Source organism: Achromobacter animicus (assembly GCF_040775605.1).
Taxonomy (GTDB): Bacteria; Pseudomonadota; Gammaproteobacteria; order Burkholderiales; family Burkholderiaceae_B; genus Achromobacter; species Achromobacter animicus.
Window position 1 is genome coordinate 2389847 of the sequence record NZ_JAYGJK010000001.1, and the last position, 14116, is coordinate 2403962.

A 14116-nucleotide genomic window follows, 5' to 3' on the forward strand; every position below is an offset into this window, starting at 1 on the left:
ATGAATCCTTGATGGCGGTTGCAAAAACGGGCGTCAGTCGGCGGTGGCGCCGGACTGCTTGACCAGCACGCTCCAGCGTTCCACTTCCGTGTTGACATATTTCTGGAAGGCGGTGTGACCATCGCCCACCGGGTCGGCGCCCAGTCCCTTGAGCTTGTCCTGCACCGCCGGGTCGGCGATGCCGTCGGTGATGGCCTTGGACAGTTTTTCCACCACGGGCGCGGGCGTGGCGGCCGGCACGAACAGGCCGAACCACGAGCGCGCGTTCATGGCCGTATAGGCCGTCTCGGAAAACGCGGGCACGTTGGGCAGGGCGGCGTGGCGCTGCGTGCCGGTAACGGCGATGGGGGTGAGGCGGCCTGCCTGCACCTGCGACAGCACCTCTGGCAGGTTGGCGAACATGATCTGGACCTGTCCGCCCATGAGGTCGTTGAGCGCCTGCGCGCCGCCCTTGTACGGCACGTGCGTCATCTGCGCGCCGGCCAGCGAATTGAATTGCGCGCCCGCCAGGTGCGAGGCCGTGCCGGTGCCGCCGGACGCGTAGTTCACGCGGTTGCCGTTGGCCTTGGCGTAGTCGGCCAGCTCCTGCGGCGTCTTGGCCGGCACGGACGGGTTCACCACCAGCACCAGCGGCACCGAGGCCAGGTTCGACAGGCCGGCGAAGTCACGCGTCAGGTTGTAGTCCAGCTTGTGATAGAGCGAGGCGTTGATGGCGTGGCTGGACGTGGCCATCAGCAGCGTGTAGCCGTCGGCTTCGGAACGGGCCGCCATGACGGCGCCGATGTTGCCGTTGGCGCCGGCCTTGTTTTCCACCACGACGGGCTGGCCCAGCCGGGTGGACATGGACTGCGCCACGGTGCGGGCGATGACGTCGGTGGCGCCGCCTGCGGCGAACGGCACGATGATGCGCAGGGGGCGCTCGGGGAAATCAGCCGCGGCAGCCGTTGCGGCCGCGCCCAGCGAGGCGGCGGTCATCAGGAAGGCGGCCGCCAGGCGGCGCGGGGTCAGGGTTGTGGTCATGTCTCTCTCCAGTGTTGGATTTTTTTATGTAAACGCCGCGCCTGATCTGTCAGGCGCCGGCGGTGCGCGCCTTTTCGCGCAGGCTCGTCAACGTGGCCCGGGGCGTGATCACCTCGGGGTCCAGACTGAGTTCGATCAGATAGGGGGAACCGCTGTCCAGCGCACGCGCCAACGCGGGGCCGAACGCTTCATGGGTGTCCACGCGTTCGGCCGTCACGCCGAACGATTGGGCGTAGGCCACGAAGTCCGGGTTGCACAGGTCCGTGCCGATGGTGCGGCCGGGGTAGTGCACCTCCTGGTGCATGCGGATCGTGCCGTACATGCCGTTGTTGAACACGATTAAGACGATGCCCAGCTGGTGCTGCTTCACGGTGGCCAGTTCCTGCGAGGTCATCAGGAAGCAGCCGTCGCCCGCCAGGCAGATCACCTGGCGCTCGGGGTGTCGTAGCTTGGCCGCGATGGCCGCGGGCACGCCGTAACCCATGGCGCCGCTGGTGGGCGCCAATTGCGTGCGCGGTTGGCTGAAGCGGTAGTAGCGATGCGCCCAGGCGCTGTAGTTGCCCGCGCCGTTGGTCAGAATGGCGCTCGGGTCGAGCTGGTCGCGCAGCGTGGCAATGACGCGCGCCGGGTCCATGTCTCCGCGCGCGGCGGGCAGCTCGGTGTAGCGCAGGTAGTTGCCGCGCAGCGTCTGCGTCCAGTCGCGCCACGGCGTCGCATCCACGGGCGTCAGTTCCGCCGCCGACGCCGCAAAGGCATCCATGCCGGACTGGATCTTCAGCGCGGGTTGATACACGCGGCCCAGCTCTTCGGCGCTGGCCAGCACATGGATCAGCGTCTGGCTGGGCACCGGCGATTGCAGCAGGGTATAGCCGCCCGTCACCATCTCGCCCAGCCGCGCGCCCACGGCCAGGATGACGTCGGCCTGGCGCACGGCCTCGGCCAGTTCGGGGTTCACGCCGATGCCGACTTCGCCGACGTACTGCGCGTGGTGGTTATCAAAAAGGTCCTGGCGGCGGAACGAGCACGCGACCGGCAGGCCGTTCAGTTCGGCAAAGCGGGTCAGGCTTGCCAGCCCCGCGTCCGTCCAGCCGGAACCGCCGGCGATCAGCAGGGGACGCTGCGCGTTGGCAAGCAGCGTGCGCATGCCGGCCATCGCGTCGGGCGCCGGGTAGGCCTGCGGCACCTGGATCGCGCCGCAGGACAGGGCCGGGGCCACGTCCGTCAGCATGTCCTCGGGCAGCGCCAGCACCACGGGGCCGGGGCGGCCGGACGTGGCGACGGAAAAGGCGCGGTTCAGGTATTCGGTGACGCGCGCGGCGCTGTCGATCTGCGCCACCCACTTCGTGAACTGGCCGAACATGCGGCGGTAGTCGATTTCCTGGAAGGCCTCGCGCTCGACCATGTCGTTGCCGACCTGGCCCACCAGCACGATCATCGGGGTGGAATCCTGGAACGCGGTCTGCACGCCGATGCTGGCGTTGGTGGCGCCGGGGCCGCGCGTCACCATGCAGATGCCGGGTCGGCCGGTCAGCTTGCCGTGCGCTTCGGCCATGAATGCCGCCGCGCCTTCATGCCGGCAGGACACCAGGCGGATCTGCTCGCGGTGCGCATACAGCGCATCCAATACATCCAGGTAGCTCTCGCCGGGCACGCCGAATACGGTGTCCACGCCGTGTTCCAGCAAGGCCCGCACCACATGCTGGCCGCCCGTCATCAATGTCGAAGTGTCATTCATCGCAGTTTCAATCTGGCCGCAGCGCGGCGGGTTGAGTCCGGATGAACTTTACGCAGCCCGGGTCAGGGCGCGTTAGGACAGATCAGAGCTTGTTTTGCACTTTTTTGCGGGGCGGGCGACGCGGCCGCCATTCGGTATGGCCGTCATCCAACGGCGCCGTCATTCATTACGGCCGCCATCCGACGGGGCCGTCATTCGATGGGGCGGTAGTACTTCTTGCGGAAGTCGCCCGGGGTGCAGGCCGTGTGCTTCTTGAAAAAGCGCGTGAAGTACGCCGGGTCCTCGATGTTCAGCTGGAATCCGATCTCGGCGATGCTCAAGTCCGTGTTGCACAGCAGCCGCTTGGCCTCCAGCGCAATGCGCTCCTGCACGAGCTGGCTGGCGGTGCGCCCCACGCTGCGCTTGACCGCGTCGTTGAGCTGGCGCTCGCTGACGCACAGGGCGTCGGCGTACTGGCGGATAGCCGAGAAGTCCAGGTAATGCTCTTCGATCAGCATGGTGAAGCGCTTGGCCAGCGAATAACTGGGACCGGCGGCGGTCTCGCGTTCGTCGGCCGGATACAGGCGGCGAAGCTGCGTCAGGAGGATCAGCAGGTACGAGCGCACCACGTCAAACCGGCCCGTCTGCCGGTCGCGCGTTTCGCGTTCGATCTCGGCCAGCAGCGGCAGCATGGCGTCGTGCTGCTCGCGGGTCAGGTAGATCACGGGCGGGCCGCCCGCCAGGTGAAAGAACGGAAACTTGGCGATGTCGTCCGCGCGCGGGAACATCTGCGCGAAGAATTCGGTGCTGATGTTCATGACGTAGCCGCTGGGTTTTACCGACGACGTCCAAGCGTGAATCTGGCCCGGGGACAGGAAGAAGACCGAGTGGTCGCGCACCGCGTGCTGCTCGAAGTCGAGCAGGTGGGTGCCCTGCGCCTCGGTCATCCACAGCAGATGGTAATAGCGGTGCCGGTGCAGGAAGCCGCGCGGAATGTCGTCGTGATCCTGCAGGCGCACGAGGTCGAAATAAAAGGATCCCTCGCCCGAGAAATCCGATGATTCAAAGGTGGGAAACGTTTCCGGGATGGGCGAATGCGAACCTGCGGACAAGCGGGAGTCTCCTTGATGGCGCGCGGGGCGGCTCTGTTTTTCGCCATCATACGGGCAATCGCGGCGAGGGCTTTCGGTGGAGACTGCGTTCGCAGGCCGCTTTGGATCGGCGCCGCCCGCTGCAGCGAGCCCGCCGCAGTCAGCCCGACTGTGGAGGCGGCGCGGCACCTTGCTTGCGGGTCAGCGGCTGGCCGGCGCGGCGCGAAGCAGCCGCAGGCCGTTGGCCACCACCAGCAGGCTCGCGCCCACGTCGGCAAACACCGCCATCCACAGCGTCGCGTGGCCCGTCACGGCCAGCGCCAGGAACACCACCTTGATGCCCAGCGCCAGCGCGATGTTCTGAACCAGCACGCGATGCGTGGCACGAGACAGGCGCAGGAAGGTGCCGATCTTGCGCAGGTCGTCGTCCATCAGCGCCACGTCGGCGGTCTCGATGGCCGTGCCGGTGCCGGCCGCGCCCATTGCAAAGCCGATGTCGGCGCGGGCCAGCGCGGGCGCGTCGTTGATGCCGTCGCCCACCATGCCGACCCGCACGTCCGGCGCAAGCTTGCCTTCAATGGCGGTCAGCTTGTCCTCGGGCAGCTGGTCGCCACGCGCTTCGTCGATGCCGACCTGGCGCGCGATGGCCTGCGCAGTCGGCGTGTTGTCGCCCGTCAGCATCAGCGTGCGTACGCCCAGCCCGTGCAGGTCGGCGATGGCCTGGGCGCTGGTGGGCTTGACCGTATCGGCCACAGCCGCCAGCGCCAGTACGCGGCTGCCGTCGGACAGCGCGATGACGCTCTTGCCCTGGCTTTCCAGCGCGTCGAAGCGGGCGTCGAGCGCGGCGTTGGAGACGTCCAGTTCGCGCATCAGGCGGCGGTTGCCCAGGTGGTACGTCTGGCCGTCGACCTGGCCGCTGACGCCGCGGCCGGGCAGGGCGGTGAAGGTGTCGACCTCCAGCAGCGCGCTGCCGGCCTCGCGCGCTGCGGTGGCCACGGCGAGCGACACGGGGTGGTCCGACCGGGCAGCCAGGCTGGCGGCGATCAGGGCGGCGGGGTGGGGATTCTGCGCCGGGGCGTCCCAGTCCTGCAGATCGGTCTGCACCGGCTTGCCGTGCGTCAGCGTGCCGGTCTTGTCCAGCGCCAGCCATTTCAGGTTGCGCCCTTCTTCAAGATAGACGCCGCCCTTGATGAGGATGCCGCGGCGCGAGGCGGCGGTCAGGCCGCTGACGATGCTGACGGGTGTGGAAATCACCAGCGCGCATGGGCAGGCGATGATCAACAGCGCCAGCGCGCGGTAGATGGCGTCGAACCACGGCTGGCCCCACAGCAGCGGAGGCAGCACGGCCACGGCCGCCGCGACGGCCACGACGGCAGGCGTGTAGATGCGCGAGAACCGGTCGATGAAGCGCTGCGTGGGCGCGCGCGCGCCCTGCGCCTGTTCCACCGCGTGGATGATGCGCGCCAGCGTCGTGTTGCCGGCCGCGGCGGTCACGCGGTATTCAAAGGAACCGGAGGTGTTGATGGTGGCTGCGAACACCGGATCGTCCTGGGCTTTTTCGACGGGCAGGCTTTCACCCGTGATGGGCGACTGGTCCACAGCCGACGCGCCGTTCACGACGATGCCGTCCGCGGCGATGCGCTCGCCCGGCCGCACGCGCACGATGCCGCCCGGCTGCAGCGATGCGGCGGGCACTTCTGCCCAAGTGCCGTCCGGCTGGCGCAAGGTAGCGGTGTCGGGCGCCAGATCCAGGAGGCCGCGCACGGCGTTGCGCGCGCGGTCCAGCGAGCGGGCTTCGATCAGTTCGGCCACGTTGAACAGGAACATCACCATGGCCGCTTCGGGCCATTGGCCGATCAGCACGGCGCCGGTGACGGCGATGCTCATCAGCGCGTTGATGTTCAGGTTGCCGTTGCGCACGGCAATCCAGCCCTTGCGATAGGTGCTGACCCCGCAGGCCAGGATGGCGGCCACGGCCAGTGCCGCGGTCAGCAGCAACGGGCCGCCGGCAAAATGCGAGAACTCGGACAGCGCCGCCAGCACGCCCGCGCCGCCGATCAGCCACCAGTTCACCGCCTTGGCGGCGGGGGCGGGCGCGGCCGCCGCGCCGTCGGCCAGGGGCTCGGGCGTCATGTCCAGCGATTTGATGGCTGCGATGATGCGGTCCAGCGCGCCGTCGGCGTGAACCACGGTCAGGATGCGCTGCATCAGGTTGAAGTCCAGCGCATGCACGCCGTCCACGCCGGCGAGCTTCTTGCGGATCAGCGTTTCCTCGGTGGGGCAATCCATCTGGCCGATGCGCAGGCGCGCAAGCAGCTGGCCGGGGCCGGCGGTGAGCGTCGCGGCGGCGGCCGGCTGCAGAACCGCATCGCCATGCGCGTGGCCGCAGCAGGAATCGTCCTGGGCAGCCGGGGCTGCGGCAGCGGGCGCGCAGCAGGTGTCGGCGCCATGCTCGCTGCCATGGCCGTGGCGGTGATGGTGATCGTGGCCGGTGTGGGCATCGTGCCCGTGGCTGTGGTCGTGACCCGCGTGCGCATCATGCCCACGGCCGGGGGCCTCGCCCGCCGCCTTCGGATGTTCGTGGCCGCAGCAGGCGGCATCGCCTGGCGTCTCAACGCGCGCGACGGCGACCGGCGCAGGCGAGTGTCCGCCACCGCAGCAGGCGCCGCCGTGCTTGCCCGACTGATGTTTGTGTTCTTTGACCGGAGGTAAAGACATCCGCTTGACCCTTCAAATAAGCTGATGACGCGATTCCACACCTTGGAGTTACTATAGGGTCAACCCCTAATCATCGGATCGGATCCGGGAGGCAGCGATGCGTATCGGCGAATTGGCCACGGCGGCCGGCACCACGGTCGAAACCGTCAGGTATTACGAAAAAGAGGGGCTGCTGCCCGCCCCGGAGCGCGGGTTGAACAACTACCGCACCTATGGCCAGACGCATCTGGAGCGCCTGCGCCTCATCCGCAACTGCCGCGCGCTGGACATGACGCAGGACGAAATCCGCGCCATCCTGTCCGTGGCCGACAACCATCGCACCGGTTGCGGCCCCATCAACAAGCTGTTCGACGAGCACATCTCGCATGTCGACGAGCGCATCGCCGAACTGATGCAACTGAAAGCCCAATTGAGCGACTTGCGCCAGCGCTGCGTGTCGGCGCGGCCCGACTCGGACGATTGCGGCATCCTGCACGGGCTGAGCGAAATGCAGGTCGAAGAGCGGCAGGAGCGGCACACCCACCTGGGCTGAGCGCACCGCCGGGATGTCCTTGTTGCAGTCCGGGGGATCAGCGACCGGTCAGACGTCATCGCGTACTATGAGAATCTGTTTCTTTCCCATTTGCGCATCGATCAATGACCGTAAACCAGACCGCCACGCCGCTCCACGCCCTGACCTCGCGCCGCTCCTTCAAGTTCCTGCGGGCGCCGGCGCCCAAACCCGACGAACTCGAACAGATCCTGCAGGCCGCCATGTCTGCGCCCGATCACGGCGCGCTGCGTCCGTGGCGCTATGTCGTGATCCAGGGCGAGGCCATCGGCAAGCTGGCGGACATGGCGCTTGACGCCGTCAAGCGCAGCGGCGACCCGCGCATGACGCCCGAAAAGGAAAAGTCGGTCCGCGAATGGATGGCCAGCGTGCCGCTGTTCATCGCCGTGGCCCAGAAGATCGCCCACGGCAACACCAAGATCCCCGAACAGGAACAGCTGCTGGCCGCCGGCTGCTCGGTGATGAACATCCTGAACGCCGTCCACATGCTGGGCTACGCCGCGTTCTGGAGCACCGGCCTGGGCACGTACGTTGAAGACGTGCAGGACGCGCTGGGCCTGGACTCGCTGGATTACCGCTTCCTGGGCTTTTTGGCCGTCGGCACGCCCGCGTGCGCGGTGCCGCCCGCCAAGCGTCCGGACTACCGTGAATTCGTCACGGAATGGACCGGCGCCGCCTGAGGAAAACCCTCAGTCCAATGCGGCCCCAAAAGGCCGCGCGGCCCGCTCATCGGCCCTGTCCCCTGTGCTAATCTCGTCAACGGCTTTGCCCAAGTATCCCCGGGCGCAAGCCGTCGACGGTAGCGTCCGAGGTCACACGCCTCTGGCAACGCCTTGGTAGGAAGAAAACGCATGACACGATCAAGCGTGGAGACAATACATGAGCCAATATGGGCCGCTGAAGTTGCACGTCCCCGAGCCGACAGGGCGACCGGGTTGCAAGACAGACTTCTCCTATCTGCATCTTTCGCCGCCCGGCGAGGTGCCCAAACCCCCCATTGATGTTGCCGCGGTCGACACCGGTCCACTGGCCTACAGCCTGGTCCGCGTCATCGACGAGCACGGCCGCGCCGTCGGCCCGTGGGCGCCTGAGATCAGCCACGACCTGCTGCGCGCCGGCATGCGGGCGATGCTCAAGACGCGCATCTTCGATGGGCGCATGCTGACCGCGCAGCGCAAGAAGAAGATCTCGTTCTACATGCAGAGCCTGGGCGAAGAGGCCATCGGCACCGCCCACGCCATGGCGCTGGAAAAGGGGGATATGTGCTTTCCCACCTATCGCCAGCAAAGCATCCTGTTGTCGCGCGACGTGTCGTTGGTGACGATGATGTGCCAGCTCATGTCCAACGAGCGCGACCCGCTCAAGGGCCGCCAGCTTCCGGTCATGTATTCCGACCGCGAAAACGGCTTCTTCACGATTTCGGGCAACCTGGCCACGCAGTTCATCCAGGCGGTGGGCTGGGCCATGGCCTCGGCCATCAAGGGCGACACCCGCATTGCCTCGGCCTGGATTGGCGACGGCGCCACCGCCGAAGCCGACTTCCATACCGCGCTGACCTTCGCGCACGTCTACCGCGCGCCCGTCATCCTGAACGTGGTCAACAACCAGTGGGCCATCTCGACCTTCCAGGCGATCGCCGGCGGCGAGGGCGCGACCTTCGCGGGCCGCGGCGTGGGCTGCGGCATTGCGTCGCTGCGGGTGGACGGCAACGATTTCCTGGCGGTCTATTCCGCGTCGATCTGGGCTGCCGAACGCGCGCGCCGCAATCTCGGCCCGACGCTGATCGAGTGGGTGACCTACCGGGCCGGTCCGCACTCCACCTCCGACGATCCCACCAAGTACCGTCCCGGCGACGACTGGAGCCACTTCCCCCTGGGCGACCCGATCGAGCGCTTCAAGAAACACCTCATCCTGTTGGGCATCTGGTCCGACGCCGAGCACGACGCAGTCCGCGCCGAACTCGACGCCGAGATCCTGGCGGCCCAGAAGGAAGCGGAGAGCTACGGCACTTTGGTGGACGGCCACGTCCCCAGCGCCGCCAGCATTTTTGAAGACGTGTACAAGGACATGCCGGAGCATCTGCGCCGGCAGCGCCAGCAGCTCGGAGTCTGACCATGGCAATCGATATCAACGCTGGTCCGGCCTCGGCGCCGATGACCATGATCCAGGCTTTGCGCTCGGCCATGGATGTCATGCTCGAGCGCGACAACAACGTCGTCGTGTTCGGGCAGGACGTGGGCTACTTTGGCGGCGTGTTCCGCTGCACCGAAGGCCTGCAGGCCAAGTACGGCAGCTCGCGCGTGTTCGACACGCCGATCTCCGAAGGCGGCATCGTCGGCGTGGCGGTGGGCATGGGCGCGTACGGGCTGCGGCCCGTGTGCGAGATCCAGTTCGCCGACTACTTCTATCCGGCCTCGGACCAGATCGTGTCTGAAGCCGCGCGCCTGCGCTACCGCTCGGTGGGCGAGTTCATTGCGCCCATGACCATCCGCATGCCTTGCGGCGGCGGCATCTATGGCGGGCAAACGCACAGCCAGAGCCCCGAGGCCATGTTTACGCAGGTCTGCGGGCTGCGCACGGTGATGCCGTCCAATCCGTACGACGCGAAAGGCCTCTTGATCGCCGCCATCGAGAACGACGATCCGGTGATCTTCCTGGAACCCAAGCGCCTCTACAACGGCCCGTTCGACGGTCACCATGACCGCCCGGTTACGCCGTGGACCGGCCGCCCGGGCAGCGTCGTGCCCACCGGCTACTACACCGTGCCGCTGGAATCGGCCGCCATCGTGCGTCCGGGTTCGGAACTGACGGTGCTGACCTACGGCACCACCGTGCACGTGTCGCTGACCGCGGCCGAAGAGACCGGCATCGACGCCGAGGTCATCGACCTGCGCAGCCTCTGGCCCCTGGATCTGGACGCCATCGTGAACTCGGTCAAGAAGACCGGGCGCTGCGTGGTCGTGCACGAAGCCACGCGCACCTGCGGCTTTGGCGCGGAACTGATTTCCCTGGTGCAGGAACACTGCTTCCATCATCTGGAGGCGCCCGTCGAGCGCGTGACCGGTTGGGACACTCCCTATCCGCACGCGCAGGAATGGGCGTACTTCCCCGGCCCGCGCCGGGTCGGCGAAGCGTTCAAACGCGCGATGGAGGCATGACATGGGGATTCATATCATCAAGATGCCCGACATCGGCGAAGGCATCGCAGAGGTCGAGCTGGTGGGCTGGCACGTCAAGGTGGGCGACACCGTCGCCGAGGACCAGCCGCTGGCCGACGTCATGACGGACAAGGCCACGGTCGAAATTCCGTCGCCGGTGGTCGGCAAGGTGATTTCGCTGGGCGGGGATGTTGGCCAGGTGATGGCCGTGGGCGGCGAGCTGATCCGGCTGGAAGTCGAAGGCGAAGGGAATGTGAAGGCGGGCGCTGCGGCGGCGCCGGCGGCGAAGGCGGCTGTGCCTGCGGGTGAGGGGATTGCTGCCGACGGGGCGCAGCGGGCGGGTGGGCCGAGTCTGGTGGAAAGTGGTGCTGCGGCGTCTGGCGTAGCGACGTCCGGCGCATCGACGCCCGGCGCATCGACGCCCGGCGCATCGGCACCCGGCGTATCGACGCCCGCACCTTCCACGCCTGCTAAGTCTTCAACCTCGGCATCCGCATCCGGTCCCGCGCCGGTGTCGGCCAAGTCGCCGGCCGGGCGCCAATCCGGCGGCGCGCCCGCCGCAGTCCGCCAGCCCGGCGAAAAGCCGCTGGCCTCACCCGCCGTGCGCAAGCGCGCGTGGGATCTGGGCGTCGAACTGCGCTACGTGCAAGGCAGCGGCCCGGCCGGCCGCATCCTGCACGAAGACCTGGACGCCTGGCTGCAAGGGCAGGGCTCGGCAAGCAACGCCCGCGCCGGCTCGGCCTACGCCGAACGCAACGACGAAGACGCCGTGCCCGTCATCGGGCTGCGCAGGAAGATCGCGCAGAAGATGGCCGAATCCAAGCGCCGCATCCCGCACTTCAGCTACGTCGAGGAAATCGACGTGACCGAGCTCGAAGACCTGCGCGTGCAGCTCAACGCCAAATGGGGCGAGCAGCGCGGCAAACTGACGCTGCTGCCGCTTCTGGCCCGCGCAATGGTCGTGGCGCTGCGCGATTTTCCGCAGATCAACGCGCGCTACGACGACGAGGCCGGCGTGGTGACGCGCTACGGCGCGGTGCACATCGGCATCGCCACGCAAAGCGACGGCGGCCTGATGGTGCCGGTGATGCGCCACGCCGAGGCGCGGGATCTCTGGTCCATGGCGGCCGAGATCACGCGGCTGGCCCAGGCGGTGCGCAGCGGCTCGGCCGGGCGCGACGAACTGTCCGGCTCGACCATCACCATCACCAGCCTCGGTCCCTTGGGCGGCATTGTCACCACGCCGGTGATCAACCACCCTGAAGTTGGCATCGTGGGCGTGAACCGCATCGTCGAACGCCCGGCCTTCCGCAACGGCGCCGTGGTGGCGCGCAAGCTGATGAACCTGTCGTCGTCCTTCGACCACCGCGTGGTGGACGGCATGGACGCGGCGCGCTTCATCCAGGCCGTGCGCGCGCTGCTGGAACAACCCGCGCTGCTTTTCGTGGAGTAAGCATGAGCCAGATCACAAAGACAACGACATTGCTGGTGATCGGCGGCGGTCCCGGCGGCTACGTGGCCGCCATCCGCGCCGGGCAACTGGGCGTGCCCACCATCCTGGTCGAGGGCGCGCAGTTGGGCGGCACCTGCCTGAACATCGGCTGCATCCCGTCCAAGGCGCTTATCCACGCAGCCGAGGAATTCGACAAGGCGCGTCACTACGCCGGCGAATCGGCGCTGGGCATCGTGGTCGACGCGCCGCGCATCGACATCGCCAAGACCGTGGCCTGGAAAGACGGCATCGTCGGCAAGCTGACGGGCGGCGTCGGCGCGCTGCTCAAGAAGAACGGCGTGGAAGTCGTGCGCGGCTGGGCCACGCTGCTGGATGGCAAGACGGCCGAAGTCGAAACGCCTGATGCGGGCCGCATCCGCATCCAGTGCGAACACCTGCTGCTGGCGGCGGGATCCGAACCCACGCCGCTGCCGTCCATGCCATTCGGCGGAATGGTGGTGTCGTCCACCGAGGCCCTGTCGCCCACCAGCATCCCGAAGCAACTGGTCGTGGTGGGCGGCGGCTATATTGGGCTGGAACTCGGCACCGTGTACCGCAAGCTGGGCGCAGAAGTCGCCGTCGTCGAGGCGCAGGACCGCATCCTGCCGACCTACGACGCCGAACTCACCAAGCCTGTCGCGGCCGCGCTGGGCAAGATGGGCGTGGCGCTGCATCTGGGTCGCAAGGTGCTGGGACTGAACGGCAAGGGCGACGCGGTGCGCGTGCAGGACGCCAGCGGCGCCGAAACGCTGCTGCCCGCCGACCGCGTGCTGATCTCGGTGGGACGCCGCCCGCGCACGCAAGGCTGGGGACTGGAAAGCCTGCAACTGGACCGCAAGGGCAACGCGTTGCGCATCGACGACCAGTGCCGCACGTCGATGCGGGATGTCTGGGCCATTGGCGACATCGCAGGCGAGCCCATGCTGGCGCACCGCGCGATGGCGCAGGGCGAGATGGTGGCCGAACTGGTGGCGGGCAAGCGCCGCCACTTCCAGCCAGCGTCCATTCCTGCCGTGTGCTTCACGGACCCCGAGGTCGTGGTCGCAGGCCTGTCGCCGCAGGAGGCTGAAAGCGCCGGGCTGGACTGCGTGACGGCGGCATTCCCCTTTGCCGCCAACGGCCGTGCCATGACGCTGGAATCCACCGACGGCTTCGTGCGCGTGGTGGCCCGGCGCGACAACCATCTGATTGTGGGGTGGCAAGCGGTGGGGCGCGCGGTGTCGGAGCTGTCGACGGCGTTCGGGCAGTCGCTGGAAATGGGCGCGACGCTGGAAGACGTGGCGGGCACGATCCACGCGCATCCCACGCTGGGCGAGGCGGTGCAGGAGGCCGCGCTCAAGGCGCTGGGGCACGCGTTGCATATCTAGCGCCCGCCGGAAGGGCTGGCGCTTAGCGGCGTGAGCCGGAATGCGCCAGCGCCGCTGCAAATCCCTCCAGGGCCGGATTGCTTTGGTCCCGCATCGCGGCGAGCACGATCTGCGCTTTTTCGCCTGCGATATCGCGCAGCGGCAAAAAACGCAGCGAATCCGGGCGCATCCGGCTCAAGGATTGGGGCACGATCGCCGGTCCGACGCCGGCCTCCACCAGCGTCAGCAGGGTGGGGATGACGCTTTCCTGCGCGATCAATGGCTTGAGTTGCGCGCGTGCAAAAAGCCGTTGGATCATGCTGCGGAAGTAGGGTGAGATGTCCTGCCGATAGCCCACCATGGGGAACTCCAGAAGCTCCTGCAGCGATACGTCGCGCTGGTTTGCCAGCAGGTGGTCGTGACGCAGCGCCACGCACAGGGGCTCTTCGTGAACGCCCGCGGTCTGGATATCGGCGTCCAGCGGGTGCGGACGCATCAGGGCGACATCCACGATTCGCGAACGCAGTGCGGGGTCCATGTCCACCGAGTTCATTTCGCGCAGGTCGATCCGGACTTCCGGGTGCGCGTCGCGGTAGTGGCTAAGCGCCGACACCAGGGGCGAACTGGCGGCGCTGGGCGTGATGCCAATGACGAGCGAGCCGGTCTCGCCGCGCGCCGTACGGCGCGCCTGGCGCAACATCAACTGGGTATCAGCGGAAATCCGCCGCGCTCGCTCGTACATGATCTCGCCGGCGGGCGTCAATTTGACCGAGCGCGTCGTCCGTTCGAACAAGGCCACGCCGACCAGCGTTTCCAGCCGTTTGATCTGCTGGGTGAGCGGCGGCTGTGTCATGAACAGGCGCGCCGCAGCCCGGGCGAAATGCAGTTCCTCGGCCAGCGTGCAAAACAGGACCAGCAGTCGGCCGTCCAGGAAGATTAATTCTGATTTCGACATAATTGATGCCAAATTACATATTGGACATGGATTAATTGTATTCCTAAGATACGGCATCGAAGCTGTTCAGCC

At 67.4% G+C, this 14116-nt stretch carries 11 protein-coding genes; 6 read left to right on the top strand and 5 right to left on the bottom strand.

The window, feature by feature from the left end; all coding sequences use genetic code 11:
* Positions 1-33 precede the first annotated feature (33 nt).
* The 4 genes from AB3147_RS10775 to AB3147_RS10790 form a co-directional block, all read right to left on the bottom strand.
* Entirely contained in the window at positions 34-1020 is a 987-nt protein-coding gene (locus tag AB3147_RS10775) for a tripartite tricarboxylate transporter substrate binding protein (protein WP_175124182.1), read from the bottom strand.
* A 49-nt stretch (positions 1021-1069) separates the two neighbouring features.
* Entirely contained in the window at positions 1070-2755 is a 1686-nt protein-coding gene (locus tag AB3147_RS10780) for a thiamine pyrophosphate-binding protein (protein WP_367351918.1), read from the bottom strand.
* Positions 2756-2946: 191 nt separating this feature from the next.
* Positions 2947-3846 (bottom strand): helix-turn-helix domain-containing protein, encoded by a 900-nt coding sequence (locus AB3147_RS10785; RefSeq protein ID WP_343736756.1) that lies wholly within the window; start codon positions 3844-3846, stop codon positions 2947-2949.
* A 180-nt stretch (positions 3847-4026) separates the two neighbouring features.
* On the bottom strand, positions 4027-6543 hold the full coding sequence (locus AB3147_RS10790) for a heavy metal translocating P-type ATPase (protein ID WP_438860970.1): 2517 nt from the start codon (positions 6541-6543) through the stop codon (positions 4027-4029).
* 97 nt (positions 6544-6640) lie between these two features.
* Between AB3147_RS10790 and cadR the strand changes: the two genes are divergently transcribed.
* The 6 genes from cadR (at position 6641) to lpdA (ending at position 13110) form a co-directional block, all read left to right on the top strand.
* Positions 6641-7075 (top strand): Cd(II)/Pb(II)-responsive transcriptional regulator, encoded by a 435-nt coding sequence (gene cadR / locus AB3147_RS10800; RefSeq protein WP_175126100.1) that lies wholly within the window; start codon positions 6641-6643, stop codon positions 7073-7075.
* A 104-nt stretch (positions 7076-7179) separates the two neighbouring features.
* Positions 7180-7773, top strand: coding sequence for a nitroreductase family protein (locus AB3147_RS10805; protein WP_175185146.1), 594 nt, complete (start codon positions 7180-7182; stop codon positions 7771-7773).
* A gap of 199 nt (positions 7774-7972) precedes the next feature.
* Positions 7973-9205 carry a 3-methyl-2-oxobutanoate dehydrogenase (2-methylpropanoyl-transferring) subunit alpha gene (locus tag AB3147_RS10810; RefSeq protein WP_105238419.1) on the top strand — a complete coding sequence of 411 codons (1233 nt, stop codon included), beginning with the start codon at positions 7973-7975 and terminating at the stop codon, positions 9203-9205.
* Between the two features lie 2 nt (positions 9206-9207).
* Positions 9208-10251 carry an alpha-ketoacid dehydrogenase subunit beta gene (locus tag AB3147_RS10815; protein ID WP_367351919.1) on the top strand — a complete coding sequence of 348 codons (1044 nt, stop codon included), beginning with the start codon at positions 9208-9210 and terminating at the stop codon, positions 10249-10251.
* Between the two features lies 1 nt (position 10252).
* Positions 10253-11704, top strand: coding sequence for a dihydrolipoamide acetyltransferase family protein (locus AB3147_RS10820; protein ID WP_367351920.1), 1452 nt, complete (start codon positions 10253-10255; stop codon positions 11702-11704).
* A 2-nt stretch (positions 11705-11706) separates the two neighbouring features.
* Positions 11707-13110, top strand: a complete 1404-nt coding sequence (lpdA, locus tag AB3147_RS10825) for a dihydrolipoyl dehydrogenase (protein ID WP_367351921.1) — start codon at positions 11707-11709, stop codon at positions 13108-13110.
* 22 nt (positions 13111-13132) lie between these two features.
* Here the strand turns inward: lpdA and AB3147_RS10830 are convergent, their stop codons facing one another.
* Entirely contained in the window at positions 13133-14044 is a 912-nt protein-coding gene (locus AB3147_RS10830) for a LysR substrate-binding domain-containing protein (RefSeq protein WP_367351922.1), read from the bottom strand.
* Between the last annotated feature and the right edge of the window lie 72 nt (positions 14045-14116).